The organism is Kribbella flavida DSM 17836, from assembly GCF_000024345.1.
In the GTDB taxonomy this organism is placed as follows: Bacteria; Actinomycetota; Actinomycetes; order Propionibacteriales; family Kribbellaceae; genus Kribbella; species Kribbella flavida.
This window is the reverse complement of record NC_013729.1, coordinates 2910571-2934379: the sequence shown is the minus strand read 5'-3', so window position 1 is coordinate 2934379 and position 23809 is coordinate 2910571. Positions and strand designations below refer to the sequence as shown.

The following is a 23809-nucleotide window of genomic DNA, read 5'->3' as shown; positions in this document are numbered from 1 at the left end:
GCTACCGTGCTGGAGGTGAGCAGCCTTCCGCGGAGTACCCCGCCAGACCAGGGACTGTCGGCCGTCGCGCTGGAGCGCTTCGTCGCCGCTCTCGACGCCTCGGACCAGGAGATGCACACGGTGATGGTGCTGCGGCACGGCCACGTCGTGCTCGAGCGCGAGTGGGCGCCGTACCGGCTGGCCGACCGGCACCTGCTGTTCTCGGTGTCGAAGAGCTTCACCTCGATGGCGATCGGCCTGGTCGTCGACGCCGGGCTGCTGTCGCTGGACGACCAGGTGATCTCGTTCTTCTCCGGCGACGACCTGCCCGGCAAGATCAGCGACAACCTGGCCGCGCTGCGCGTCGAGCACCTGCTGACGATGACGACCGGGCACGACAAGGACACTGTCGACCGGCTCGGCCGGACCGGCCGGATGGTCCAGGGCTTCTTCGCGCTGGAGGTCGAGCACCCGCCGGGAGCGCCGTTCGTCTACAACAGCGGCGCGACGTACATCCTGTCGGCGATCGTGCAGAAGGTCACCGGCGAGAAGCTGGTCGACTACTTGCGGCCGCGGCTGTTCGAGCCGCTGGGCGCGACGGAGGCCGTCTGGGACAGCTCGGACGAGGGCATCACGCTGGGCGGCTGGGGCTTGAGCCTGAGCACGGAATCGCTGGCGCACTTCGGGCAGTTCCTGCTGCAGCGCGGCGAGTGGCAAGGGCGGCAGTTGGTCCCGGCCGCCTGGATCGACGCGGCGACAGCGGGGCAGGTCGACAACAGCAACCAGGACAACCCGGACTGGCAGCAGGGGTACGGGTACCAGTTCTGGCGGTCCCGGCACAACGCCTACCGCGGCGACGGCGCGTTCGGGCAGTACTGCCTGATCCTGCCGGAGCACGACACCGCCGTGATCCTCACCAGCGCCTCCCCCGACATGCAGGCCACGATGGACATCATCTGGCAGCACCTCCTGCCGGCCCTGCAGTCCACCGACGCCCCCGGTGAGGCGGCGCCGGGCGCGGCTGTGCCTGGGCAGGCGGGGCTCGGCGCGGCTGTGCCTGGGCAGGCGGGGCTCGGCGCGGACCGAACCGCGCGGGACGGCGGGCCGGGACAGCGACTGGGCGAGCTGCGGATTCCGCCGCCCGCGGGTCCGGCGCCGGCCGGCGGCGACGGGCGCAGGTACCGGTTCGCGCGCAACCACGTCGGGCTGACCGAGGTCCGGCTCGACGAGGACGGCACCGGCACCTTCACCTTCGTCCGGCAGACGACCCTGGAGCGATCCGGCGGCGACCCGGGCCCTGCACAGTCCGGCGCGCAGCAGGTCGTCTTCGCGCCCGGCGACTGGCAGGAGCACGCGTACACGCTGGTCGATCCCGCCCAGCGAATGGTCACCTCGGCGTACGGCGACGGCGACGCCTTCGTGGCAACGCTCCGGCTGCTGGAGACCCCGTTCGCGCTGACGTTCCGCTGCCGCCCCAGCGGGGACCGGCTCGTGGTCGACCTCACCGTCAACGTCGCCTTCGGCATCACCAACGACACCTTCGAATCCCTGTAGCCGACCGGCCCGCCGCTGGGCCTGAAGGTTGCCGGAAGGACGCGATGAGCATCTCCGCCGCCGAGCAGGCTGTGCTCGATCAGCTCGACGAAGGGTGGCTCGTCGAGACCACGCAGTCGTTGCTGCGGGCACCCGGGCAGAACCCGCCGGGCGACGAGGCCGCGACGGTCGCCGTGCTCCGGGCGGCGGCGAGCGATCTCGGCCTGGAGGTCGCCGAGGCTGCCGTCGAGCCCGGGCGGAACAACCTCGTGATCACGCTGCCTGCTGCCGCGGCCGGGCCCGCACGGCCCGGGCTGCTGCTGCTCGGGCACACCGATGTCGTGCCGGTCGGCGGCGGCTGGACCAATGATCCGTTCGGTGGCGAACTGGTCGACGGACGGATCTACGGCCGCGGCGCGTCCGACATGAAGGGCGGGCTGGCCGCGTCCCTCGCCGCCATGGCCGTACTACGGGGCGCCGGCCTGACCGGTCCGGTCGAGCTGGCCGCCGTGGTGGACGAGGAAGAGACCGGCAAGGGCATCCGCGCGTACGTCGACGCGGTGGACCGCCTGTTCGCCGGCTGCATCACCACGGAGCCGACGGACCTGCAGACCATCATCGGCGCCCGTGGCGACTCCTATCTGCGGGTCGAGGTGCACGGCCGGGCCTGCCACGCCGGCAATCCCGCCGACGGCGCGAACGCGATCTACGGCGCCGCCGCGGTCGTCGCCGAGATCGAACGCCTGCACGCCGAGCTCGCCGCGGCACCGCACCACCTGCTCGGCCCGGCGACCTGGAGCGTCGGGCAGATCCAGGGCGGCACCGGCGGCTCGATCGTGCCGGCCGAGTGCGTGCTGGTCGCCGACCGGCGGCTGCTGCCCGGCGAGTCCCCGGACGCCGTCCTGGACGAGCTGCGCCGACGGGTCGCCGCGCTGCGCCTGGAGGATCGCGGTCTGACCGTCGACCTCGCGATGCCGATGGAGATGCCCGCGTTCGAGACCGCCGCCGACGACGAACTGGTCCGCACCACCGACGCGGCCCTGACCGACGCCGGCGGCCCGGGTCTGGCGCTGGGCGGCTGGACCGCCGCCTGCGACGGCGGCTACATCGCCCGCGACCTCGGCGTACCGGTCGTGGTGCTCGGTCCCGGGTCGGTCACCACCCAGGCCCACCGCGCCGACGAGTCAGTCGCGGTCGACGAACTGCTGACCGCCGCCCGCGCCTACACCCTGACCGCCCTCCGCCTGCTCGGCTGAGCCCGCCAGGGTATGACGAAGCCCCCGGCACCTGGTGCCGGGGGCTTCGTCGTGAGCTCAGTTGAACGAGTCGCCGCAGGCGCAGGAGCCGGTGGCGTTCGGGTTGTCGATCGTGAAGCCCTGCTTCTCGATGGTGTCGACGAAGTCGATCGAGGCGCCCTTCAGGTACGGCGCGCTCATCCGGTCCGTGACGACGCTCACACCGTCGAAGTCGGCCACCACGTCACCGTCGAGCTGACGCTCGTCGAAGAACAGCTGGTACCGCAGGCCGGAGCAGCCACCCGGCTGCACGGCCACGCGCAGCGCGAGGTCGTCGCGACCTTCCTGGTCCAGCAGCGCCTTCACCTTGGCCGCGGCCCCGTCCGTCAACGCGATCCCCGTGGCGGTGGTTGCAGCCTGCTCGGTCTGCGCTTCAGTCATTCCTGACTCCAGTCATCTCTTGAGCGCCCGGCCGCTGGTGGGCAGGTGGCCGCGCGCGGAAGTTCCGCTGTCAACCGGGCCAACGCTGACCGGTCCGGTTCCATTCCCATGGTCGCACACGAATTTCGGGGATCAACCACGCGCCTCACCCGGTGGACCCGGCCGCGGCGCTGCCCGGGCGGCCCGCCGGACCGCCCGGTCAGCGCGCCCAGGTCCGGGCGACGCGTTCGGCGACCGCCGCCAGCGAGCCGTGCGGGTCGGCGAACGCCCGCTCCTCGCCGACCGCGTCGACCAGCGAGTACGCCGACTCCACGCCCATCGTGCGCATCTCGCGGGCGCCGATCAGCACCTTGCCGGCCAGCACCACGCACGGCCGCATCGCGTCGTTGGCCACCTTCGCGACCCCGGCGATCACCTTGCCGTCGCGGGACTGGAAGTCGAACGCGCCCTCGCCGGACAGCACCAGGTCCACCCGGCCGGCCTTGTCCTTCAGCCCGGTCAGCTCGGCGACCAGGTCGATCCCGGACACCCGCTCGGCGCCGAGCAGCAGCAGCGCGTACCCGAGGCCGCCGGCCGCGCCCGCGCCCTTCTGGTCCGCGGTCTTGCGGCCGGCCAGCTCGGCGAACCGGGTGAGCCAGCCGTCCACCTCCGGCTTGCGCTCGTCGGTCAGGCCCTTCTGGCTGCCGAACACGTTGGTGGCGCCGCGCAGTCCGAGCATCGGGTTCTCCACGTCGCTGGCGGCGACGAACTCGATCCCGGCCATCCGGCTGCGCGCGGGCTCCAGGTCCACGGCAGTCAGCGCGGCCAGGCCGGTCGCGCCCGCGTCCAGCCGGCCGCCCTGCCCTGTCGCGCCGAGCGCCGCGAGCAGGCCCGCGCCGGCGTCGTTCGTGCCGGAGCCACCGAGCCCGAGAATGATCCGCTTCGCCCCCGCGTCCACCGCGGCCGCGATCAGCTGGCCGACGCCGTACGTCGTACCGTCCTCGGGGCGGCGGTCCCCGGGCTCGACCAGGTGCAGCCCGCACGCCTGCGCGGTCTCCACGTACGCCGTCTCGCCGGCCACCAGCACCGTCGCCGGGACCTCCCCGCCGAGCGGTCCGCGCACGGTCACCGACAACAAGGTGCCGTCGACAACGGCCGCGAGCACGTCGATGAAGCCCGGCCCGCCGTCGGCCATCGGCGCCACCAGCACCTCGGCGTCCGGATCCCGCCGCCGCCACCCCTCCTCGATCGCGGCCGCGGCCTCGACCGCCGTCAGCGTTCCAGCGAACTTGTCCGGAGCAATCAGCACGCGCATGCGCCCATCCTCGCAAACCCGGCGCCGCTTCCACCCCATCGCGGCCACCCAGCGGACGCCGTGCCTGAGGGCTCCGGCGACCGAACCCGCTTGCTCGCTCCTGCCATAGCCGGCGGCTATGACCGACCACGCCGGTGGCGCGCGTCGTCGAAGGCGTAGCGTGCGGCCGATGCACACCGGGCCGGAAACAGTCGAGCAAGCGATCGCGGTGCAGGAGAGCCTGCGGAGCCAGGTCGACACCGCGGGCCCTGGACCGCAGCAACCGCGGTACGTCGCGGGGCTGGACGTCGCGTACGCCGGCGACGAGTTCGCCGCGGCGGTGGTCGTGCTGGACGGGCTCGAGGTGGTCGACCGGGCCGTCGTGCTGGGACGGACGGCGTTCCCGTACGTGCCGGGGCTGTTCGCGTTCCGCGAGGTGCCGGGGTTGCTGACCGCGCTGGAGCGGCTGCGGACCACGCCGGAACTGCTGGTGTGTGACGGGCAGGGGCTCGCTCATCCGCGGCGCTTCGGGCTCGCCTGCCATCTGGGCGTGGTGACGGGGCTGCCGAGCGTCGGGGTGGCGAAGACGGCGTTCGTCGGGACGTGGCAGGAGCCCGGGCCCCGGCGTGGTGATGCCAGCGAGCTGCTGCTCGACGGAGAGGTCGTCGGAAAGGCTCTGCGGACCCAGAACAAAACCAAGCCGGTGTTCGTCTCAGTCGGGCATCGGGTCGACCTCGCCACCGCGGTGGCGCGAGTGCTCGACCTGACACCGCGCTACCGCCTGCCGGAGACCACCCGGGCCGCCGACCGCGTCTGCCGGCAGGCGCTCAAGGACAGCCAGGACGAGGAGACGGCCCGATGACCGACACGCCGTCAGCCCTTCGGCACCCGGGAGCTGCCGACGGCGAGAGGCCGCGGGCGAGGCACGAGTACGGCGTACGGATCGGGGCGGGCGCGGTCCTGCGTCCGGGGGCGACGGCGGCGGTGCTGGACGGTGAGCGGCTGCTGCTGACGCGGCGCAGCGACAACGGGGAATGGTGTCTGCCGGGCGGCGGGATCGACCCGGGTGAGCGACCGGCCGAGACCGCGGAGCGCGAGGTCCTGGAGGAGACCGGGCTGACCGTGCGGGCGACCGAGTTGCTCGGCGTCTACTCGGACCCGGACATCGTCGTGGTGTACCCGGACGGCAACCGCGTGCAGATTCTCGGCGTGCTGTTCCGCGCCGAGATCGTCGCCGGGACCGCCGGAGTGTCGGACGAGGTCACGGAGATCGGCTGGTTCACCGCCGCCGAAGCCGCCGAGCTGCCGGTGATCGCGAACCACGTGCCGCTGCTGCCCACGGCGTACGGGCTGGCCGGGCCGTACTTCAACCGACCGGCCTGACCTGCGAACCAGGGGTCAGCGCAGCGACCGGAGCACGGCGTTGGCGGCCCGGCGGCCGGAGACCAGGGCGCCTTGCAGCGACGCCGTGTCGCGGTGGTCGCCCGCGACGAAGACGCCGTCGCCGAGCTCGACCGGCTGCCGGTGGTTCAGCGGCGGGGGCTGGTGCGGGAGCGCGTGCGGGATGTCGTGCCGGACGACGAGCTCCCACGCCCCGGCGGAGCGGCCGTACATCCGGGTGAGCTGGATGCGGACCTCGCTCTCGCTCGCGTCGGTCGGCCACAGCGTGGTCGCCTGGATCAGGTGCCGACCCGCCGGCGCGTACGCCGGTGCCACGGTCGACATCACGGCGGTGTTGACCACCGGCCCGTTGCGGCGGCCGTCCACCACCAGCACCTTGTCGGTGCGCGGCGCCTCGTCGGTCGCGAACCAGTAAGTGCTCAGACCCTTCATCCGGGGCGCCTTCACACCGAGCAGGTCCTCCGCCGTCGACGGGTCTGTCGCCACCACCACGGCTCGGGCCCGCAGTTCGCCTGTGGTAGTGCGTACGACGGCCGGGGAGGTCAGGCCGGTCACCTGGACGTCGAGGTGGACCGGCTCGGTGAGGCGAGCGGCCAACTGCTCGGGCAACGCGCTCATCCCCTGCGCCGGGAGACTGGGCGTGCCGAGCAGGAAGCTCCGCAACAGGAGCCGCACGAAGGCGGCCGAGGTCGTCCCGTCGTCGGAGGCAAGCACGCCGGCGAGGAACGGCTCCAGGACCTCTCTGCGCAAGGGGCCGTCCACGCCGGCCGCATCCAGCGACTCCGCGAGCGAGACGTCCAAGCGGCCGCCGCTCGGGCGAGGATCAACGTTCGACGGCCGGTCGCCGGTGGGGCCGCCGCCCTGACGCCGGGCGTCGCGGTGGTCGTCACCGCACGCCGCCTGAGCCGGGAGGAGGCGGTTGACCGGGCCGAGGGCGGGCGCTGCCCAGGTGGTCAGGCGGGCGAGTTCCTTCGGGTGGAGATAGCCGCTCAGCAGAGTGCGCGGGACCAGGTGCGGCGCGCGGCGGGGATCGCCCAGGACCGTCGTACCGGCGTGGCCCGCGACGGCGACGCCGGCGGCGAACGGTTGCAGGTCGAGCGCGGCGAGGTCGACGTACCGGCGGACGGCGGGATAGGCCGGGTTCAGCAACTGGAAACCACGGTCGCAGCGGTAACCGTCGATGACGTCGGTCCGCACGCGTCCACCGACCGTGTCATGTGCTTCCAGGACGGTGACCGACACGCCCGCCTCCTGCAGCGCGAGCGCGCAGTTGAGTCCAGCCAGCCCTGCACCGACCACAACGACATCACCCATTCGCCGATGCTTGCACAAGCCACCGATCCGCCCCGGGAGCTGCAGAGGTTTCGCATTCTGGGCAGTGACGCGCACCACGCGGTCAGGGCCCGCGGACGTGGCACGATGTTGACGTGACGACAATCGCAGACAGCTCGAAGTCCCTTCCGCTGCTGTTCCTGGGCCGGGACACCGACCCGCACTCCGAGCGCGGGGTGGAGTGCCCCGGCGCCCTGCCGCCGGCGTCCGACCCGGACCTGGTCGAGCGGGCGCTGAAGGCCAAGGCGGCGCTCGGCGACCAGGTGTTCGTGCTCGGCCACCACTACCAGCGCGACGAGGTGATCCAGTTCGCGGACGTCACCGGTGACTCGTTCAAGCTGGCCCGGGACGCGGCGAACCGGCCGGACGCGCCGTACATCGTGTTCTGCGGCGTGCACTTCATGGCCGAGTCGGCCGACATCCTCACCAACGACAACCAGACGGTGATCCTGCCCGACCTGGCGGCCGGCTGCTCGATGGCCGACATGGCCCGGATCCAGCAGGTCGAGGCGGCCTGGGACGCGCTCGCCGACGCCGGCGTCGCGGACGTCACCGTGCCGGTCACCTACATGAACTCCAGCGCGGACATCAAGGCGTTCTGCGGCCGCAACGGCGGCGCGGTCTGTACGTCGAGCAACGCCGACGTCGCGCTCGACTGGGCCTTCCAGCAGGGCCAGAAGGTGCTCTTCCTGCCCGACCAGCACCTCGGCCGCAACACCGCGGTGCTGAAGCTGGGCATCGGCCTGGACGAGTGCGTCGTCTACGACCCGCACAAGCCGGGCGGCGGCCTGACCGCGGAGCAGCTCGCGAACGCGAAGATGATCCTGTGGCGCGGGCACTGCTCGGTGCACGGCCGGTTCACGCCGGAGTCGGTGGACGACGTCCGCGCCCGGGTCCCCGGGGTCAAGGTGCTCGTGCACCCCGAGTGCCGGCACGACGTGGTCACGAAGGCCGACCTGGTCGGCTCGACGGAGTACATCATCACCGTGCTCGACCAGGCCGAGCCCGGCACGTCCTGGGCGATCGGGACCGAGCTGAACCTGGTCCAGCGGCTGGCCAAGCAGCACCCCGACAAGAACATCGTCTTTCTCGACAAGACGGTCTGCTACTGCGCGACGATGAACCGGATCGACCTGCCGCACTTCGTCTGGACGCTGGAGAACCTGGTCGCCGGTCACGTCGTCAACCCGATCAAGGTCGACGCCGACACCGAGCACTACGCCAAGATCGCGCTCGACCGCATGCTCGCCCTCCCCGGCAAAACCGCCCGCGACTGAGCTCAGCTCCCCGGCTTCCCCTCCCCCGCCCACCTCGCACATCCCACCCGCGCCAGCTCCCCGCATCCCCATCCGCGCCGCATCCCATCCGCGCCCCTCGCGTCTGCTGGGTCAACCCCTGAGATGCATGGTTGGCCCACCAAAATCCGATGGGCCAACCATGCGTCCGGTGGGTCAACCCACCGGACGCGGCCAGGACGGACCGGCGGGCGGGGCGAGAGCAGGAGCCCGACCGGGGCGGGTGGAGCTGGGTGGGGTCGGGTGGGTGGCAGGGTTACTGGGGGACGCGGGTGGAGTTGTTGTACCAGGTTGCGAGCAGGGCGGGGAGGCGGTCGGGGCCCCAGCGGTCGACGGGGTGGATGCGGCCGGTGAGGGAGGCCAGGCCGCGGGCCAGTTCGCCGACGACGTCGCCGCGCCACGGTACGGCGACCCCTTCGCCCGGGCCGACGATGACCGACGGGCCGCCGCGGTCGACGCAGACCACCGGGCAGCCGCTGGCCAGCGCCTCGGTGACGGCCCACCCGGCGGCTTCGCGCAGCGAGGGGGCGAGCAACGCATCCGCGCGCAGCAGCGCGGCGAGTACCTCCTCGCGCGGCAGCTGACCGACGAACTCGACCCGGTCCCGGACGCCGAGCTGCTCGGCGTGGCGTTCGGCGCGGCGCCAGTCCGGCCCGTCGCCGATGACCCGCAGCTCCCAGTGCGCGGCTTCCGGCCGGGCCAGCGCGCTGATCGCGAGCAGCAGGCCCTTCCACGGGATCAGCCGGCCGACGAACAGCGCCGTCTTCTCGCCGGGCCCGCCGTACGGCTCGTACGGTCCGGAGGCGCTGGCGAAGCGGCGGATCGCGACGTTCGGCTGCACGACCAGCTCGCGGGCGTGCGGCGCGAACTGCTCGGCGACGTCGTTGTTCTGCGCGACGACCAGGTCCGCGGTCTGGGCCAGGTGCCGGCCGACCACCCTGCGGGCCACCCCGGTCCACGCACGCCGGACCAGCTCGCCGGCCAGCCCGCGCGGCCCCAGCCAGTGCGCCATCGGCAACGGCACCGCGGTCGACCCGCCGACCGGTCCCCAGATCACCTTCGCCGTCGACCGCCGGACCACCCCGGCCGGCATCCAGTCGACCGCGAACGTCAGGTGGTGCACGACGTCGAACCCGTGCTGCTGGTGCAGCCGCTCGGCCGTCCGGCCCGCGAGCCGCTGCCAGAGCGGGTAGTACCAGTAGACGTCCGCGTGCCGGCGCCGCAGCTTCAGCAGCCACTTCGGCAGCTCCAGCGGTACGAGGGTCAGTCCCGGCACCGGCCGGACCGCCAGCTCCTCGGCGATCTCGGGGGCGAACTTGCCCCGGGTCAGCAACCAGACGTCGTGGTCGCGCGCGGCCGCCTTCGCCCACGCCCAGCCGGCGCCCGGCTCGGAACCACCCGTCGGCCGGCACGCGTACGCGCTGATCAGCACCTTCGGGCGCGGCGCGGTCACAGCGTGCCCTCCAGCAGCCGGCGCAGATCCGTGCTCGACGTCGACGCGGTGTAGGGGAAGTAGTGCACGCGGGCACCGACCTCGCCGAGCAGCTTCTCCAGCCGGAGCCCCTTCTCGGTGCCCTTCCAGTCGTCACCCTTGAACAGCACGTCGTACCGCAGCTGCTTCCACATCTCGAACTTGTCGCTGGACCAGTCGCTGACCACCTCGTCGACCAGCCCGATCGCGCGCAGGACCTCCATTCGCTCGTCGTGCGGCACCACCGGCGGCCTGCCCTTGATCCGCTGCACCACGTCGTCCTCGACGACACCGGCGATCAGGTGGTCGCAGTGCTCGCTGGCCCGGCGCAGGATGTTGAGGTGACCGATGTGGAACATGTCGTAGACGCCTGGTGCGTAGCCGACGACACCCATCAGCCGCGCACCTCCGACGAGGCCGTCGCGACCTTGGCCGCCGGGGCCAGCGCGGCCATCTCGCGGTACCACTTCGCGGTCGCGGCCAGCAGGAACAGCAGGTTCGCCGCCAGCAGCAGCCCGTACAGCGCGGTGAACATCTCCGGCCACCCGAAGGCCAGGAAGACCAGGCACAGGACGCCGTAGTCGGTCGGTGCGATCAGCAACGACTTCAGCACCGAGTCGCCGCGCACGTTGACGGTCGAGGCGCCGTGGCGGCGGCGCAGCTGGTCGATCAGGATCAGGCCGAAGAACATCACCGCCGACACGCACAGGTAGGCCAGCGGCACCAGCAGCACAAGGTCATTGCCGAAGGCATCGAAGCGGTAGAGCGAGACCAGCACCGCCGAGTGCAGCAGCACGATCTTGACGCAGTCGATCATGTGGTCGAGCCACTCGCCCAGCGGCGAACCGCCACCGCGCAGCCGCGCCAACTGGCCGTCCGCGGAGTCCAGCGCGTAGCCGAGCACGAGCAGCGCGGTGACGCCCAGCGCCAACGGAAGGCTCGGCTCGACCGTCGCGATCAGCACGATGCCGGCCAGCGAGCAGAAGCCGCTGGTCAGGCTCACCTGGTTCGGTGTCCGGCCGGCCAGGAAGGCGCCGGCGGCCAGGTAGCGGCCGAGCTTGCGGTTCACGAACCGCGAGTACGCCGGGGTGCCGGCCGACGGCTTCTGCGCGCGGACCAGCTCGGCGACCACGTCGGCGTACGAACGGCGCGTCATGCGACCGAGCTGCGCGACTGCCGCTGGTCGATCGCGGCGCGCAGGATCTGGCTGCGGGAAGCACGGCGGGCCGCCAGCGCGCTGATCAGCGGGACGGGAATCCCGTCCAGCTCGTCAGCGCCGAGCACCCCGTCGGTCCCCTCAGCGGCGAACACGGTCCGGACGCCCAGGACGCCGGTCAGCCACCCGGCCTCGACGCCGTCCACCACGACCACCTCGTCCACGCACCGCAGCTGGTCGAGGATCTGCGCCCGTTCGACCAGCGGCACGAACGGCCGCGAACCCCAGGCGTCCACCGCCCACTCGTCGGTGAGCACCCCGACGACGAGCCGGTCGCACTGCTGCCGAGCCTGCTCCAGCAGGTCCAGGTGGCCCACGTGGAACAGGTCGAAGACCCCGGTCAGATACCCGATGCGTTGCGGCACCACGCGCTCCCCCACTGGACCCCGGTCGACGTGACCCCCCACGCCTGCGCGCACTTTACCCCGCGTGATCGTCGCCGGCCCAGCGCGCCGGCGGCCTGCCGGCCGGAGCGATGGCTGCTGCGGCAGGAAGTCCCAGGGCAGGGGGCCGGTTCAGCGTGCGGCCTCGTGCCGGGCGATCGCATCGGCGTAGATCCTCTCCGTGGCCGCCAGGTCGCGCTCCGGGGTGAAGCGGTCCAAGTACACCTGGCGGGCTCGCTCGCCGCAGGCTATCGAAGTTGCCGGCTCGGTGATCAATCGCAACGCCTTGTGCAGGCCGGCGGGATCGCCCGGGGCGGCCAGCGCACCGGTCTCGCCGTCGTCGACGAGCTCCGCGAGCGCGCCGATCCGGGACGCCACCACCGGTACGCCGTGCGCGAACGCCTCCACCACCACGAGCCCGAACGTCTCGTACGACCGGGCGGGTACGACGACGGCTCGGGCGGATCGCAGCACCTGCATGCACTCGGCCCAGGGCAACGCGCCGAGCACGGTGACCGACGGGTCGGTCGCGGCGCGTGCGTCGGCCGCCGGGCGCAACGGGCCGTCGCCGACCACGACCAGCTGACCCAGCGACGAGTCCCACGCCTCGAGCAGATCGGCGAAGCCCTTCTCCTCGGTCAGCCGGCCCAGGAACACCACGGCCTCGCCCGGCCCGGTGCGAACCTGGCCCGAGAACGGCACCGCGTGCGGCTTGACCACGATCTGGCCAGGAGCGAACCCGCCCGCGACGTACCGGGACCGGACGAACTCCGACGGCGCGATCAGCGTGGTGACGTAGCGCTGCCAGGTGTGCAGCTGCTGGTGGACGGTGATTCCGGCGACGAGCGGCAGGCTCTGCACTGTGGAGTCGCGGTAGCAGCCGTGCACAGCGCCCCGCCACGGAACCTTGCCGACGCACGACTCGCACGGACCACCGTCGCGCTGCAGCACGCCGTTCGCGCACATCAGGCGGAAGTTGTGCAGCGTCGCCACGGCCGGGAGCCCGGCGCGACGGACCGCCCGCAGCACCGACGGGCTCCACAACGGGAACGTGTTGTGCACGTGCACGACGTCCGGACGCCGCTCCTGCAAGCGGAGTGTCAGCTCGCGTTCGGCCGAGAACGACCAGACGGAGCGGAACGGCACCAGAGCACGATCACGACGGCCCATCTCGGCGATCGTGTCGCTGTGCTGGGCGTAGAGGTCGACGGTATGTCCGGACCTGCGCAGGAGATCGGCCGTCTGGTCGACGACGGTGTTCTCGCCACTGGGCTGACCCGACCGGTACCGGTTGTGCAACATGGCGACCCGCATGGCACCACCTTAGATTCCGCGGCGGTGACAACTCGCACGTGCGGCCGCACCGGCGATGATCGGCGGGGCGGTCGCTCACCCCGTCGCCTCCGATCAGAACAACGCGCCGACCGCCCAAAGGTCACGGGGCGCCGAGCAGCAGCGAGCGCCGTGGGTCCAGCACCTGCTGCTGGATGTCCGGGTCACCCGCGGCACGCCGGCGGAGTACACGCCTGGGGCAACTGTTTCAGCCAGATGTGATTTCTGTTGCCAGCGGGACCTTTCCGGACAAGTTAGGGGACAAACGCAACCATCCGTGCGTATTCTCCCGACTACGTCAAGTCCTGGCCGTCCGGAAGACCGCAGCAGGGGGTGCAGATGAAACGCCCGTCCCCTCGAGTGAAGAGCTCGGTGACCACTACCGCCGGGGTGGCAGCCGGCGCGCTCGCCGTCGCGTGCATCGCCGCGGCGGCGACGCAGATCGCGTCGGCGCGGGGCTCGGAGTCCGCACCTGGGCGTTCCGGCGACCAGACGGGGCCGCAGTCGCCGATCAGCTCGCCGTCGACCGTGCCGGTCCCGACGGTGACGATTCCGACGATCACGCCGCCGACGCTGCGGGTGCCGACCTGGCCGTCGATCGCCGCCACGCCGAGCCAGACCCCGAGCGCGTCTCCCAGCCCGACCCCCTCGCCGACGCCGACCGGTACGCCGTCGCCGGTCAGGTTCCCGGCCGGGCCTTCGCAGGCCCCGGCGTGCACCGGCGTGACGGTCAAGCCCGGCCAGAACGCGGCCGACGTCGTCGAGCAGAGCCCGTCCGGCAGCACGATCTGCTTCGCGGCCGGTCTGCACCGGATCGACCGGCCGCTGCGTCCGAAGGCCCAGCAGGTCCTCGCCAGCGACCAGGGCGCCGTTCTCACCGGCTCGATCCGGCTGACCGGCTGGACCGCGGCCGGCGACGACTGGGTGGTCAGGGGCGTGCTGCCCCCGGCGTACCGGAAGACCGGGCAGTGCGAGGACGACGTCGCGAACATCTGCTACCTGCGGGAGCAGGTCTTCGTCAACGGCAAGCACCTGAAGCGGGTCGCCGAGCGCGAGCAGGTCGTACCGGGCACCTTCTACGGCGACTACGCCGCCAACGCCGTGTTCGTCGGCGGCAACCCGGCCGGCAAGTCGGTGGAGATGTCGAAGACGGCGACCGCGATCGAGTCCAGCGAGCCCGACGTGGTCGTGCGGGGGCTGACCATCGAGCACTTCGCCTCAGCCCCGCAAGCCGGCGCTGTCGTGCTCAGCACCGGCTGGAAGGTGGTCGCGAACGACATCCGCTGGAACCACGCGGTCGGCGCGATGCTGGTCAACGCCGACGGCGCCACGCTCGAGAAGAACCTGATCCGGAACAACGGCCAGCTCGGCGTCGGCCAGTACAGCTCGGCCAACGGCACGATCACCGGCAACCAGGTGAGCGGCAACAACACCGACGGGTTCTGGATCGCCGACTGGGAGTCCGGCGGCATCAAGACCACCTGGTCGAGCGGCGGCTCGGTGTCCGGCAACCTGATCGAGGCGAACCTCGGCGTCGGCCTGTGGAGCGACGCGTACGACGAGGGGCGCACGTTCAGCGACAACCAGATCGTCGGCAACGCCGCCGACGGGATCCGGTACGAGATCGGCCGCAACGGCGTGATCAAGAACAACACCATCACCGGCAACGGCTTCGGCACCGGCCGCGGCTCCGGTACGTCGCTGTGGGACGGCGGCGGCATCAACGTCAACACTTCGTCGAACGTCGCTGTCCGCAACAACACGCTGGTCGGCAACGTGAACGGCATCTCGATCCAGTCCCGCACCCGCGGCAACGGCCCGTGGGGCCTGAACGTCCTGCGCGACGTCGTCGTCACCGGCAACCAGGTCACGATGAAAACCGGCACCCAGTCGACCGGTCTGGTGCAGAACTCCGGCGCCAGCATTCCCACCGGCGAGGTCGTGCTCAAGTCCAACCAGTACATCCTGGACAGCCTCACCGCCGACCGGTTCCAGAAGTTCGGCCAGTGGTTCACCGCGAAGGAATGGCAAGCGGCCGGCTTCGACACCGACAGCAATTTCACCGCGGACACGGCGCCCGTCATCGCCCGCCCGACCCCACCGGCAACCATCACCCCGACCCCACCGGCAACCGTCACCCCGACCCCGGTCACCCCGAGCCCAGTCACCCCGAGCCCAGTCACCCCGAGCCCAGTCACCCCGACCCCACCGGCTACCCCGAGCCCGACCCCCTCGGCAACCGCCAGCCCGACCCCGCGAGCCACCGGCACCCCCACCCCTAGCGGGTGAGCGCGGTGACGTGGTCGACCAGCAGACTGCGGAAGGTCTTGTTCTCGCGGAGGTTCGGCGCAAAGACCGTGTCGACGGCGAGCAGGGCGTCGACCAGCGCGGCCGGACCGCCCGCCGACGCGGCAGCCGATTGCAGCCGAGCGGCTTGCGGATCGTCGAGGCCGGCGGTGCGGCTGACGTAGACCATCCACGCGGCGACGGCCAGCGCGGCGGCGTACGGTTCGGCGCCGGCGGCGAGACGGTCCTGGACGGTGCCGAGAAGCCGGACGGGAAGCTTGACCGAGCCGTCCATCGCCACCTGCGCCGTGCGGTGCTTCAGCGCGGGATTGGCGAAGCGTTCGAGCACCGACTCGCCGTACGCCGTGAGGTCGAGCCCGTCCGGCGGCGTCAACGTGGGAACGACGTCCACCCTCATCAGCTCGGTGGCCGCCGTGGCGAGATCCTCGTCGCGGACCGCCTCGGCGATCGTCTCGTAGCCGCGCAGCGCCCCCAGGTACGCCAGCATCGAGTGGGTCGCGTTGAGCATCCGCAGTTTCGCCTGCTCCCAGGGCGCGACGTCCGCCGTCAGCACGGCACCGGCGGCGTCCCAGGCCGGCTGCTCCGCGGCGAAGGCGTCCTCGATCACCCACTGGATGAACGGCTCGGCCACCACCACCGCCTCGTCCCGTACGCCGAGCAGCCGCGCCGCCTCGTCCCGGTCGGCGTCGGTGGTGGCCGGCACGATCCTGTCCACCATGCTCGCCGGGAACGCGGCCGCCTCGAACTGCTCCCCCGCCAACCCGGCCGCCTCGGCGTACTCGCGCACCAGTCGCGCCAAGTACGGGCCATTGGCAACGAGGTTGTCGCAGGACAGCACAGTCAACGGCGCGCCCGACCGCCGGGCCAGCCCCGCGGCGAGCTGTCCGACGACGGTCCGCGGCGGCCGGCCGGTCAGATCCGCCTGGATCTCTGGGTCGGTCAGGTCCAGCCCGCCGCCGGATCGCGCCCGGTAACCCTTCTCCGTCACGGTCAGCGTGACCACCCCGACCCGCGGGTCAGCGATCCGTTGCACCACCGCCGCCGGGTCCTCGGACGCCGCGAGCACCTCGCGGACCGAGCCGATCACCTCGATCGACGCCGCGCCGCCGCCCCGGGTGAGCACGGAGTACAGGCCGTCCTGCGGCGCGAGCTGGTCGCGAACGGCGGCCGACCGCTGGGTCACCCCGCTGATCCCCCACCGGCTGTCGCCGGTGAGCTGCGCGGCGCGCTCGGTGAAGACGGCCTGGTGCGCGCGGTGGAAGGCGCCGATGCCGAGGTGGACGATGCCGACCGACAGTCCGCCCGGTTCGACCGCGGGCTTCGTCGGCAGGTTGGTCAGGCTCAAACGATTCATGCGCACACCTCAGCGAGATCGGGCGGTCATCGGGGCGGAACGCCGGTGGAGGCGCGGACCATCAAGTCGCCGCGCAGGACCCGGCGGACGGGCGGCTCGTCGGCGGCCGTCGCGTGGTCGAGCAGCGTGAGCAGCAGCTCGACGGCGAGCCGGCCGGCCCGTTCCTTGGGCAGCCGGATCGTGGTGAGCGCGGGACGGGCCATCGCCGCCATCGCGATGTCGTCGATGCCGACCACGCTGAGCTCGTCAGGCACGGCGATGCCACGGCCGTGCAGCCTGGCCAGCAGACCGATCGCAACGAGGTCGTTGTAGGTGATCACCGCGGTCGCGCCGGTCGCGACGACCTGGTCGGCAGCCGCCATACCGCCGTCGTAGTGCGGCGGGAAGTGACCGACCTCGACCAGCTCGACGCCTTGGTCCGCGGCGGCCTGGGCCAAGCCCTGCCCGCGCTGCTCGCTCGACCAGGACGCGGCCGGACCGCTCACCCAGGCGATCCGCCGGTGCCCGAGGGCGACCAGGTGCGCGACCGCCTGCCGCATGCCGTCCGCGTGGTCGAACACCACGGCCGGCAGGTCGTCGACCAGGCGGTTCAGCAGGACGACCGTCGTGTCCGCCGCGATCTTCGCCAGCTCGTCCGCGCCGGCCCGCGGTGAGCACAGCACCAGCCCGTCGACCTGCTGGGCGAGCGCCCGGACGAGCCCCGTCTCCGCCGCGACGTCCTCGTCGGTGTCGGCGACGAACACCGCCAGGTCGGCTGCCCGGGCCCGGGCCTGCACGCCTTTCACCACGCTGGGGAAGAACGGGTTGGCCAGGTCCGGCAGCACCAGACCCAGGTTCCCGGTGCGTCCGGTGATCAGTCCGCGGGCCGCCTTGTTCGGCGCGTAGTCGAGGCTGTCCGCCGCGGAGCGGACCTTGGCCCGGGTCGCCGGATTCACCAGGTCGGGCACCGAGAGCGCGCGGGACACGGTCGAGGTCGACACCCCGGCCAGGCGCGCGACATCGCGAATGGTCGCCGCCACATCCACCTCCCCACTCGGTGCGCCGAGTCTGCAATCGGTTGCGGCCGGCTGTCAACATCGCCAGCTCTTGTGCTCGCTCATAGTCACTGCAATCCTTTGCAGTGCCGTTGCAGTTCCAGCTCTGGAGGAAGAATGCCGAAGGCCCTGCAGCCCCACCCGGACCGCGCGCTCCCGGCCGGCGAGGCGCGGGATCTCGCGCGCCGGATCCACGCCTCGACCGCCGGGCTGCCGCTGCTGTGCCTGCACGGTCACGTCGACGCCGGCCTGTTCGCGGCCGACGAGGCGTTCGGTGACCCGGCCGAGCTGCTCGTCGTACCGGACCACTACGTCACCCGGATGCTGATCTCCCAGGGCGTCGCGCCGGCCCGGCTCGGCCTGCCCCGCCGCGACGGCACCCGGACCGCCGAGCCGCGGGAGATCTGGCGCGAGTTCTGCTCACACTGGCACCTGTTCGCCGGCACACCGAGCCGCTACTGGCTGGAGCACGAGTTCGCCGAGGTGCTCGGACTGACCGTCGCTCCGTCCGCCGAGACCGCCGACCAGCTGTACGACGAGATCTCGGCGCGGCTGGCCGAGCCGCAGTTCCGCCCGCGCGCGCTGCTCGACGCGTTCAACATCGAGCTGATCTCGACCACCGACGCCGCCACCGACGACCTGGCCCCGCACGCGAAGGTCGCCGCCGACCTGCCCGGCCGGGTGGTTCCGACCCTGCGGCCGGACGCGGTCGTGCACCTCGACCGGCCGGGCTGGCGCGATCTGGTCGAGCTGCTCGGCGAGCGGGCCGGCACCGACACCACGTCGTACGCCGGGTACCTGCGGGCCTTGCGGCAGCGACGGGAGATCTTCAAGGCGGCGGGAGCCCGGGCCACCGACCACGGGCACTTCAGCGCGGCCGCGACGCCGCTGACCGACACCGAGGCCGAGCGGATCTACGCGAGCGCCTTGCGCGGCGAGGTGACGGCCGAGGACGCGGCGGCGTTCGCGGGCAACATGCTGTTCCAGCTGGCGGCGATGTCGGCCGAGGACGGTCTGGTCATGCAGCTGCACCCCGGCGTGCTGCGGGACCACCACCCGGGGATCCACGCGACGTACGGGCCGGACCAGGGCCACGACATCCCGGTGGCGACCGAGTTCACCAAGTCGCTGCGGCCGGTGCTGGAGCGGTTCGGTCACGCCGAGGGCTTCCGGATGGTCCTGTTCACCGTCGACGAGACGACGTACTCGCGGGAGCTCGCGCCGCTGGCCGGCGTCTATCCGAGTGTGCGGCTCGGCGCGCCCTGGTGGTTCCTGGACAGCCCGGACGGGATGCGCCGGTTCCGGGAGCTGGTGACCGAGACGGCCGGGTTCTACAACACGTCGGGCTTCGTGGACGACACCCGCGCGTTCCTGTCGATTCCGGCCCGGCACGACCTGGCTCGCCGGGTTGACGCCGGCTATCTGGCCAACCTGGTCCTCCAGCACCGGCTGGACGAGGACGACGCCTTCCAGATCGCCGAGGACCTCGCCTACAACTTGGCCCGCACCACCTATCTCAACTGACCACCTGTCCCCGTACAGTTGGGCGACTTGCCCGGGGAACTGTGTGTGGGGGATGGATGAGACGCGGGAGTACGCCGGCCGCCCGGCTGCGCTGGATCGGTACCGGCATGGCTGCGCTGATGCTGCTGGCCGGGTGCACCGACGACCAGGCGAAGCCGTCGCCACTGCCGGAGCCGAACCCGTCGCTGTCCGTCCCGACCACTCCCCCACCCGCCGCCACCGCCGAACTCGGCGCCACCGGACCGGCCACTGCGCCGGCCTGCGAAGGCATCCAGATCGCATCGGGCCAGGATCCGCAGCCGGTGATCGACCAGCACCCGGCCGGAACCACCTTCTGTTTCAGCAAGGGCCTGCACCGGATCAGCCGTGCCATCCGGCCGACCGAAGGCTCCACGCTCGCCAGCGACGAGGGCGCCGTGCTGACCGGCTCGGTCACGCTGACCGGCTGGCAGCGGGACGGGCAGCACTGGGTCGTTCGCGGTGTGCTGCCCCCGGCGTACAAGCTGAAGGGCCGGTGCGAGGACGACCGGACCAACCCGTGCCAGCGTGGCGAGCAGCTGTTCGTCGACGGTGAGCACCTCACCCGGGTGATGAGCCGGACCACACTGAAGCCCGGCGCCTTCTACGGCGACTACGCGACCAACGCCGTGTACGTCGCCGACGACCCGGCCGGGCACCAGGTCGAGATGTCCCGCACCGAACGGGCGATCGAGAGCTCGGCGCCGCGCGTCACCGTGCGCGGGCTGACCGTCGAGCACTTCGCCACCCGGCCGCAGGGTGGCGCGGTCGAGGTCGGGGTGGACTGGCGGGTGGAGGCGAACGAGGTCCGCTGGAACCACGCGGTCGGCATCATGGTCAAGGAGGGCGACCGGGCCGTGCTGCGCCGCAACACCGTCGCGGACAACGGGCAGCTCGGTGTCGGCCAGTACAAGTCCGCGGACGCCCGGATCACCGAGAACCTGGTCACCCGCAACAACACCGACGGGTTCTGGATCGCCGACTGGGAGTCGGGTGGCATCAAGTCGACCCGGTCGTCCGGCGAGGTGTCCGGCAACGACCTGGTGGCCAACCGCGGGATCGGCTTCTGGAGCGACATCGCCGAGTACGACCGGCGGATCGTCGGCAACCGGATCCGCGACAACGCCGCCGACGGGATCCGCTACGAGATCAGCTACCAGGGCGTGATCGAGGGCAACGTGGTGGAGAACAACGGCTTCGGCACCGGCCGCGGCTCCGGGCCCAGCCTGTGGGACGGCGGCGGCATCAACGTCAACACCTCCTCCGACGTCCAGGTGCGCGGCAACCTGGTGCGCGGCAACCGCAACGGCATCTCGATCCAGTCCCGCACCCGTGGCGACGGCCCGCGCGGCCGGTACCTGCTGCGGAATGTGGTTGTTGAGGGCAACCAAGTGGTGATGGACCAGCAGACCGCGAGCACCGGGGTGGTGGAGAACAAGAAGTCTCCGGCACCGGACACCGTGCACTTTCGCCGTAACAGCTACCGGATCGGTGACCAGGCCGCGGAGCGGTTCGCGTACAAGGGCAGGACGATGACCTGGCAGCAGTGGCAGGCGGCCGGGTTCGACACCGACAGCATCACCGGGTAGGGCGCCGCCGCCGTCAGCTGGAGGCCTTCTCCTGGGCCTCGGTGGCGGCGAGCGTGCCCAGCAGGCGAACGGCTTCCGCACTGCTCGATCCGGGCTCGGCGTGGTACACGATCAGTTCCTGCCCGGGCGCCGAGCGGACGTCGAACGCCTGCATCCGCAGGGTGAGCTCCCCGACCGCCGGATGCACGAACCGCTTCGTGTCCAGCGTCTTGCCGCGCGCGTCCTGCCGCTGCCAGAGCTGGGCGAACTCCTCGCTCTGCTCGAGCAGCTGCTGCAGCACCGCGCGCACCCGCGGGTCGTCGGGCGCCTCGCCGTGACCAAGCCGGAATCCCGCGACCGAGTTCGCCGCGACGGCCTCCCAGTCGGCGTAGAACTGCCGGGCCCCGGCGTCGAGGAACACCAGCAGCATCAGATTGCCCGTGGTGTAGCCGCCGAAGAGCGCGTCGGCGATCGCATTGCTCGCCAGGACGTCGTACGCGCGGTTGGAGACCAGCGCCGGGTTGTCGGGCCAGGCCGCGAGCAGTTGCAGCAGGTTCGGGTCGACGCGGTCGGTGACGGTGGCTGTCCGGGGGCGCGGCGCCATCCCGGCCAGGCGGAACAGGTGCAGGCGGCCGTCGTCGTCCAGCCGAAGTGCGGCGGACAGCGCATCCAGGACCTGGACGGAGGGATTGCGCTCGCGGCCCTGCTCGAGCCGGACGTAGTAGTCGACGCTCACGCCCGCCAGCATGCTGACCTCCTCGCGCCGCAGTCCGTCCACCCGCCGCCGGCCGGTGGAGGCCAGGCCGACGCTTTTCGGTGAGACCAGCGCGCGCCGGCTGCGCAGGTAGTCGCCGAGCGGTGTCGTAGCCATGGCCAGCAGCTTAGGAGGCCGTGGAGCGTTCCGCCTGGTACCAGCACTCCCAGGAACATCGCGGTCTGCCGCGGCACCACCCGCAGCGCCGAGCATCGCTGGGACAGCACAACGAACTCAGGAGGCACCTGATGAGCACCACCCCGCAACCGAAGGTCGTTCTGGTCACCGGCGCCAGCAGCGGCATCGGCGCCGCCGTCGCCGAGCACCTCGCGGCGGCCGGTCACCACGTCGTCGCCGGCGCCCGGCGGACCGACCGGATCGAGGCTCTGGTGCAAAGGATCCGCGCGGCCGGCGGCAGCATCGAAGGCCTGGCGCTGGACGTGACCGACCGCGCCGAGGTCGAGGCGTTCGTGGCCGCCGCGGTCGCGACGCACGGCCGGGTCGACGTGATCGTGAACAACGCCGGCGTGATGCCGCTGTCCCGGCTGGACCGGTTGCTGGTCGACGAGTGGGACCGGATGATCGACGTGAACGTCCGCGGCCTGCTGCACGGCATCGCCGCCGCCCTGCCGGTCTTCCAGCGCCAGGGCAGCGGCCACTTCGTCACGGTCGCCTCGATCGGTGCCCACCAGGTCAGCGAGACCGCGGCGGTCTACTGCGGCACGAAGTACGCCGCCTGGGCGATCACCGAGGGTCTGCGGCTCGAGCTGGACCCGTCGATCCGGGTCACCACCGTCACCCCTGGCGTCGTGGAGTCGGAACTCGCGAGCACCATCTCCGACCCCGGCGCCCAGGACCTGATGGCGGCGTACCGGGCCGCGTCGATCCCGCCCGGCGCCATCGCCGAGGCCATCGGCTTCGCGATCGGCCAGCCCCCGGAGGTCGACGTCAACGAGCTCGTCATCCGCCCGGCCCGTCAGCGCTGAGGCGACACAGCCCGTACGCCGGTTCAGCGTGGCGGCGGGTTGGGCGGTTGCCTGTCCTGATGAGGGAGCAGGAGCGGCAGCGGGTCTGCGGTGCCCCCGTGGGCGGCCAAGGCTCTGGACCGCGCACGGAGCCGGTCGGCGTCGCAGACCGCCGCGGCGACCAGCAGGTGCAGGGTCATCGAGCTCAGGTCGGACAGACCGCTCTCGTTCAGCGAGGCGGCGCTGACGTAGCCGAGCAGCAGCGCGCCGCACGCCTTCACGTACGGCGTGGGCGCCCGCAGGACCGACACCCAGGCGACAATCATCGCGATGCCGACGATGGTGACCGCGAGCAGACCCGTCTCCCAGTACAGACCGAGCCAGCTGTTGTCGATCGCCATCACGTCGATGTCGCCCTCGCCGCGGCGCAGCAGCACCCGTTTGTTGCCCAGGCCGTGCCCGATGATCGCGGTCTGCAGCGAGACCTCCTCGTCCAGCACGGCCTGCCAACTCGTCGTTCGGCCGCTGAGCGAACTGATCTGCTTGGCTCCCTGACCGCGCAACAGCCAGGCGTGCAGCGACGGCACGGCCAGGAACACCAGACCGACGACCGCCGGCACCCCGAACGTGAGCAGCCGGCCGACCCAGGTCTTGCGGGTCAGCAGCAGGGCGAGAATCAGGCCGAACGCGATCGCCGCGGCCGCGGTGCGGGTGCGGCTCAGGGCGACCAGCATCAGGCCGGCACCGATCAGCGCGGTGGCCGGGATGAGGGCCAGCTTGCGGCAGACCAGGGCGATGATCGCGAGCCCGAGCAGCAGGGCGCCGACCTCACCGACCCGCGGCGGGAGCATCGGGATGATGACGCCCTGCAGCCGAAAGCCCGTCCCGAAGGAGCTCAACGGCCGCCACGCCTGCTCGGGCACGTACCACAAACTCAGCAGGACGGTGGAGGCGAGCAGGAGATGCGCCCACAGGTGGGCCCGGAGCAGCCGTTCGGGCACCTGGATCAGCGGCCGCCACAGCAGGAAGAACAGCACCAGACCTATCAGCAGCCGCGCCAGGCGCAGCAGCGGGCCGACCGGATCGGCGAGCAGGAACCCGGTGGCGGTCGCGAACAGCACGTAGATCACGTACAGGTTGGTGACCGGACTGATCCGGGTCCGGAAGCCGGGCCGGGTCGCCGCCAGCACGATCAGGAAGATCGCGCCGAGCAGCACGCCCTTCATCAGGCTGTTCGTCGAGCCGGTGGTGCCCTGCGGCGCGGCGGCCCGCGACGACCACGGCTGCACCCCGAGCACCAGCAGGCACCACAGCACCAGCCAGAAGACGGCCGGCTTCTGGATCTCCGGCGTGCTGCCCGGCACCGGCGGCGCCGCCCACGTCGTCGGGCGCAC

General features: G+C 71.9%; 22 protein-coding genes. 9 read left to right on the top strand and 13 right to left on the bottom strand.

The window, feature by feature from the left end; all coding sequences use genetic code 11:
* Nucleotides 1-15 precede the first annotated feature (15 nt).
* Complete coding sequence (locus KFLA_RS13710) at nt 16-1533, top strand: serine hydrolase domain-containing protein (protein WP_237706798.1); 1518 nt, start codon at nt 16-18, stop codon at nt 1531-1533.
* 44 nt (nt 1534-1577) lie between these two features.
* Nucleotides 1578-2768: a M20 family metallopeptidase gene (locus KFLA_RS13705; RefSeq protein WP_012920390.1), complete on the top strand. Its 1191-nt coding sequence runs from the start codon at nt 1578-1580 to the stop codon at nt 2766-2768.
* A 57-nt stretch (nt 2769-2825) separates the two neighbouring features.
* Here KFLA_RS13705 and erpA read toward each other — a convergent pair whose 3' ends face one another.
* Both erpA and KFLA_RS13695 read right to left on the bottom strand, forming a co-directional pair.
* A complete protein-coding gene (erpA, locus tag KFLA_RS13700; protein WP_012920389.1) occupies nt 2826-3188 on the bottom strand; it encodes an iron-sulfur cluster insertion protein ErpA in 363 nt (120 codons plus the stop codon).
* 199 nt (nt 3189-3387) lie between these two features.
* On the bottom strand, nt 3388-4482 hold the full coding sequence (locus KFLA_RS13695) for a glycerate kinase family protein (RefSeq protein ID WP_012920388.1): 1095 nt from the start codon (nt 4480-4482) through the stop codon (nt 3388-3390).
* A 169-nt stretch (nt 4483-4651) separates the two neighbouring features.
* Here KFLA_RS13695 and KFLA_RS13690 point away from each other — a divergent pair, with 169 nt between their 5' ends.
* Both KFLA_RS13690 and KFLA_RS13685 read left to right on the top strand, forming a co-directional pair.
* Nucleotides 4652-5323: an endonuclease V gene (locus KFLA_RS13690; protein WP_012920387.1), complete on the top strand. Its 672-nt coding sequence runs from the start codon at nt 4652-4654 to the stop codon at nt 5321-5323.
* Complete coding sequence (locus KFLA_RS13685) at nt 5320-5844, top strand: NUDIX domain-containing protein (protein WP_012920386.1); 525 nt, start codon at nt 5320-5322, stop codon at nt 5842-5844. The genes KFLA_RS13690 and KFLA_RS13685 overlap by 4 nt, the downstream gene beginning before the upstream one ends.
* 15 nt (nt 5845-5859) lie before the next feature.
* Here the strand turns inward: KFLA_RS13685 and KFLA_RS13680 are convergent, their stop codons facing one another.
* Nucleotides 5860-7176 carry an NAD(P)/FAD-dependent oxidoreductase gene (locus KFLA_RS13680; protein WP_049797333.1) on the bottom strand — a complete coding sequence of 439 codons (1317 nt, stop codon included), beginning with the start codon at nt 7174-7176 and terminating at the stop codon, nt 5860-5862.
* Nucleotides 7177-7289: 113 nt separating this feature from the next.
* Between KFLA_RS13680 and nadA the strand changes: the two genes are divergently transcribed.
* A complete protein-coding gene (gene nadA, locus KFLA_RS13675; protein WP_012920384.1) occupies nt 7290-8471 on the top strand; it encodes a quinolinate synthase NadA in 1182 nt (393 codons plus the stop codon).
* A 274-nt stretch (nt 8472-8745) separates the two neighbouring features.
* On the opposite strand, the gene KFLA_RS13670 is transcribed toward nadA, so the two are convergent.
* The 6 genes from KFLA_RS13670 to KFLA_RS38820 form a co-directional block, all read right to left on the bottom strand.
* Nucleotides 8746-9942, bottom strand: coding sequence for a glycosyltransferase (locus tag KFLA_RS13670; protein WP_012920383.1), 1197 nt, complete (start codon nt 9940-9942; stop codon nt 8746-8748).
* Nucleotides 9939-10355, bottom strand: coding sequence for an FAD synthase family protein (locus KFLA_RS13665; protein WP_012920382.1), 417 nt, complete (start codon nt 10353-10355; stop codon nt 9939-9941). The genes KFLA_RS13670 and KFLA_RS13665 overlap by 4 nt, the downstream gene beginning before the upstream one ends.
* Entirely contained in the window at nt 10355-11116 is a 762-nt protein-coding gene (locus KFLA_RS13660) for a CDP-alcohol phosphatidyltransferase family protein (RefSeq protein WP_012920381.1), read from the bottom strand. Before KFLA_RS13660 ends, KFLA_RS13665 begins: the two co-directional genes overlap by 1 nt.
* Complete coding sequence (locus KFLA_RS13655; RefSeq protein WP_012920380.1) at nt 11113-11541, bottom strand: adenylyltransferase/cytidyltransferase family protein; 429 nt, start codon at nt 11539-11541, stop codon at nt 11113-11115. The genes KFLA_RS13660 and KFLA_RS13655 overlap by 4 nt, the downstream gene beginning before the upstream one ends.
* Nucleotides 11542-11691: 150 nt before the next feature.
* Nucleotides 11692-12873 (bottom strand): glycosyltransferase, encoded by a 1182-nt coding sequence (locus KFLA_RS13650; RefSeq protein ID WP_012920379.1) that lies wholly within the window; start codon nt 12871-12873, stop codon nt 11692-11694.
* Nucleotides 12874-13184: 311 nt separating this feature from the next.
* Complete coding sequence (locus KFLA_RS38820) at nt 13185-13625, bottom strand: hypothetical protein (protein WP_237706797.1); 441 nt, start codon at nt 13623-13625, stop codon at nt 13185-13187.
* Between KFLA_RS38820 and KFLA_RS13645 the strand changes: the two genes are divergently transcribed.
* Nucleotides 13615-15180 (top strand): right-handed parallel beta-helix repeat-containing protein, encoded by a 1566-nt coding sequence (locus KFLA_RS13645; RefSeq protein WP_237706796.1) that lies wholly within the window; start codon nt 13615-13617, stop codon nt 15178-15180. The two genes, KFLA_RS38820 and KFLA_RS13645, sit on opposite strands and share 11 nt — an antisense overlap.
* Here KFLA_RS13645 and KFLA_RS13640 read toward each other — a convergent pair.
* A complete protein-coding gene (locus KFLA_RS13640; protein WP_012920377.1) occupies nt 15170-16552 on the bottom strand; it encodes a mannitol dehydrogenase family protein in 1383 nt (460 codons plus the stop codon). The genes KFLA_RS13645 and KFLA_RS13640 overlap by 11 nt on opposite strands.
* A 26-nt stretch (nt 16553-16578) precedes the next feature.
* Nucleotides 16579-17571 (bottom strand): LacI family DNA-binding transcriptional regulator, encoded by a 993-nt coding sequence (locus KFLA_RS13635; protein WP_012920376.1) that lies wholly within the window; start codon nt 17569-17571, stop codon nt 16579-16581.
* 132 nt (nt 17572-17703) lie between these two features.
* Here KFLA_RS13635 and uxaC point away from each other — a divergent pair, with 132 nt between their 5' ends.
* Together uxaC and KFLA_RS13625 are read left to right on the top strand one after the other, a co-directional pair.
* Nucleotides 17704-19110 carry a glucuronate isomerase gene (gene uxaC, locus KFLA_RS13630; RefSeq protein ID WP_012920375.1) on the top strand — a complete coding sequence of 469 codons (1407 nt, stop codon included), beginning with the start codon at nt 17704-17706 and terminating at the stop codon, nt 19108-19110.
* A gap of 56 nt (nt 19111-19166) precedes the next feature.
* Nucleotides 19167-20717: a right-handed parallel beta-helix repeat-containing protein gene (locus KFLA_RS13625; protein ID WP_012920374.1), complete on the top strand. Its 1551-nt coding sequence runs from the start codon at nt 19167-19169 to the stop codon at nt 20715-20717.
* 13 nt (nt 20718-20730) lie between these two features.
* Here KFLA_RS13625 and KFLA_RS13620 read toward each other — a convergent pair whose 3' ends face one another.
* Nucleotides 20731-21567: a helix-turn-helix domain-containing protein gene (locus KFLA_RS13620; RefSeq protein WP_012920373.1), complete on the bottom strand. Its 837-nt coding sequence runs from the start codon at nt 21565-21567 to the stop codon at nt 20731-20733.
* Nucleotides 21568-21698: 131 nt separating this feature from the next.
* Between KFLA_RS13620 and KFLA_RS13615 the strand changes: the two genes are divergently transcribed.
* Nucleotides 21699-22436, top strand: coding sequence for an SDR family oxidoreductase (locus KFLA_RS13615; RefSeq protein ID WP_012920372.1), 738 nt, complete (start codon nt 21699-21701; stop codon nt 22434-22436).
* Nucleotides 22437-22459: 23 nt separating this feature from the next.
* Here KFLA_RS13615 and KFLA_RS13610 read toward each other — a convergent pair whose 3' ends face one another.
* Complete coding sequence (locus KFLA_RS13610; RefSeq protein ID WP_202797120.1) at nt 22460-23809, bottom strand: O-antigen ligase family protein; 1350 nt, start codon at nt 23807-23809, stop codon at nt 22460-22462.

Excerpts from the sequence above, each read along its gene's own strand:
- KFLA_RS13705 (WP_012920390.1), top strand. The coding sequence starts at position 1,578 with ATGAGCATCTCCGCCGCCGAGCAGGCTGTGCTCGATCAGCTCGACGAA.
- erpA (WP_012920389.1), bottom strand. The coding sequence starts at position 3,188 with ATGACTGAAGCGCAGACCGAGCAGGCTGCAACCACCGCCACGGGGATC.
- KFLA_RS13695 (WP_012920388.1), bottom strand. The coding sequence starts at position 4,482 with ATGCGCGTGCTGATTGCTCCGGACAAGTTCGCTGGAACGCTGACGGCG.
- KFLA_RS13690 (WP_012920387.1), top strand. The coding sequence starts at position 4,652 with ATGCACACCGGGCCGGAAACAGTCGAGCAAGCGATCGCGGTGCAGGAG.
- KFLA_RS13685 (WP_012920386.1), top strand. The coding sequence starts at position 5,320 with ATGACCGACACGCCGTCAGCCCTTCGGCACCCGGGAGCTGCCGACGGC.
- KFLA_RS13680 (WP_049797333.1), bottom strand. The coding sequence starts at position 7,176 with ATGGGTGATGTCGTTGTGGTCGGTGCAGGGCTGGCTGGACTCAACTGC.
- KFLA_RS13665 (WP_012920382.1), bottom strand. The coding sequence starts at position 10,355 with ATGGGTGTCGTCGGCTACGCACCAGGCGTCTACGACATGTTCCACATC.
- KFLA_RS13660 (WP_012920381.1), bottom strand. The coding sequence starts at position 11,116 with ATGACGCGCCGTTCGTACGCCGACGTGGTCGCCGAGCTGGTCCGCGCG.
- KFLA_RS13650 (WP_012920379.1), bottom strand. The coding sequence starts at position 12,873 with ATGCGGGTCGCCATGTTGCACAACCGGTACCGGTCGGGTCAGCCCAGT.
- KFLA_RS13640 (WP_012920377.1), bottom strand. The coding sequence starts at position 16,552 with ATGAATCGTTTGAGCCTGACCAACCTGCCGACGAAGCCCGCGGTCGAA.
- uxaC (WP_012920375.1), top strand. The coding sequence starts at position 17,704 with ATGCCGAAGGCCCTGCAGCCCCACCCGGACCGCGCGCTCCCGGCCGGC.
- KFLA_RS13625 (WP_012920374.1), top strand. The coding sequence starts at position 19,167 with ATGAGACGCGGGAGTACGCCGGCCGCCCGGCTGCGCTGGATCGGTACC.
- KFLA_RS13620 (WP_012920373.1), bottom strand. The coding sequence starts at position 21,567 with ATGGCTACGACACCGCTCGGCGACTACCTGCGCAGCCGGCGCGCGCTG.
- KFLA_RS13615 (WP_012920372.1), top strand. The coding sequence starts at position 21,699 with ATGAGCACCACCCCGCAACCGAAGGTCGTTCTGGTCACCGGCGCCAGC.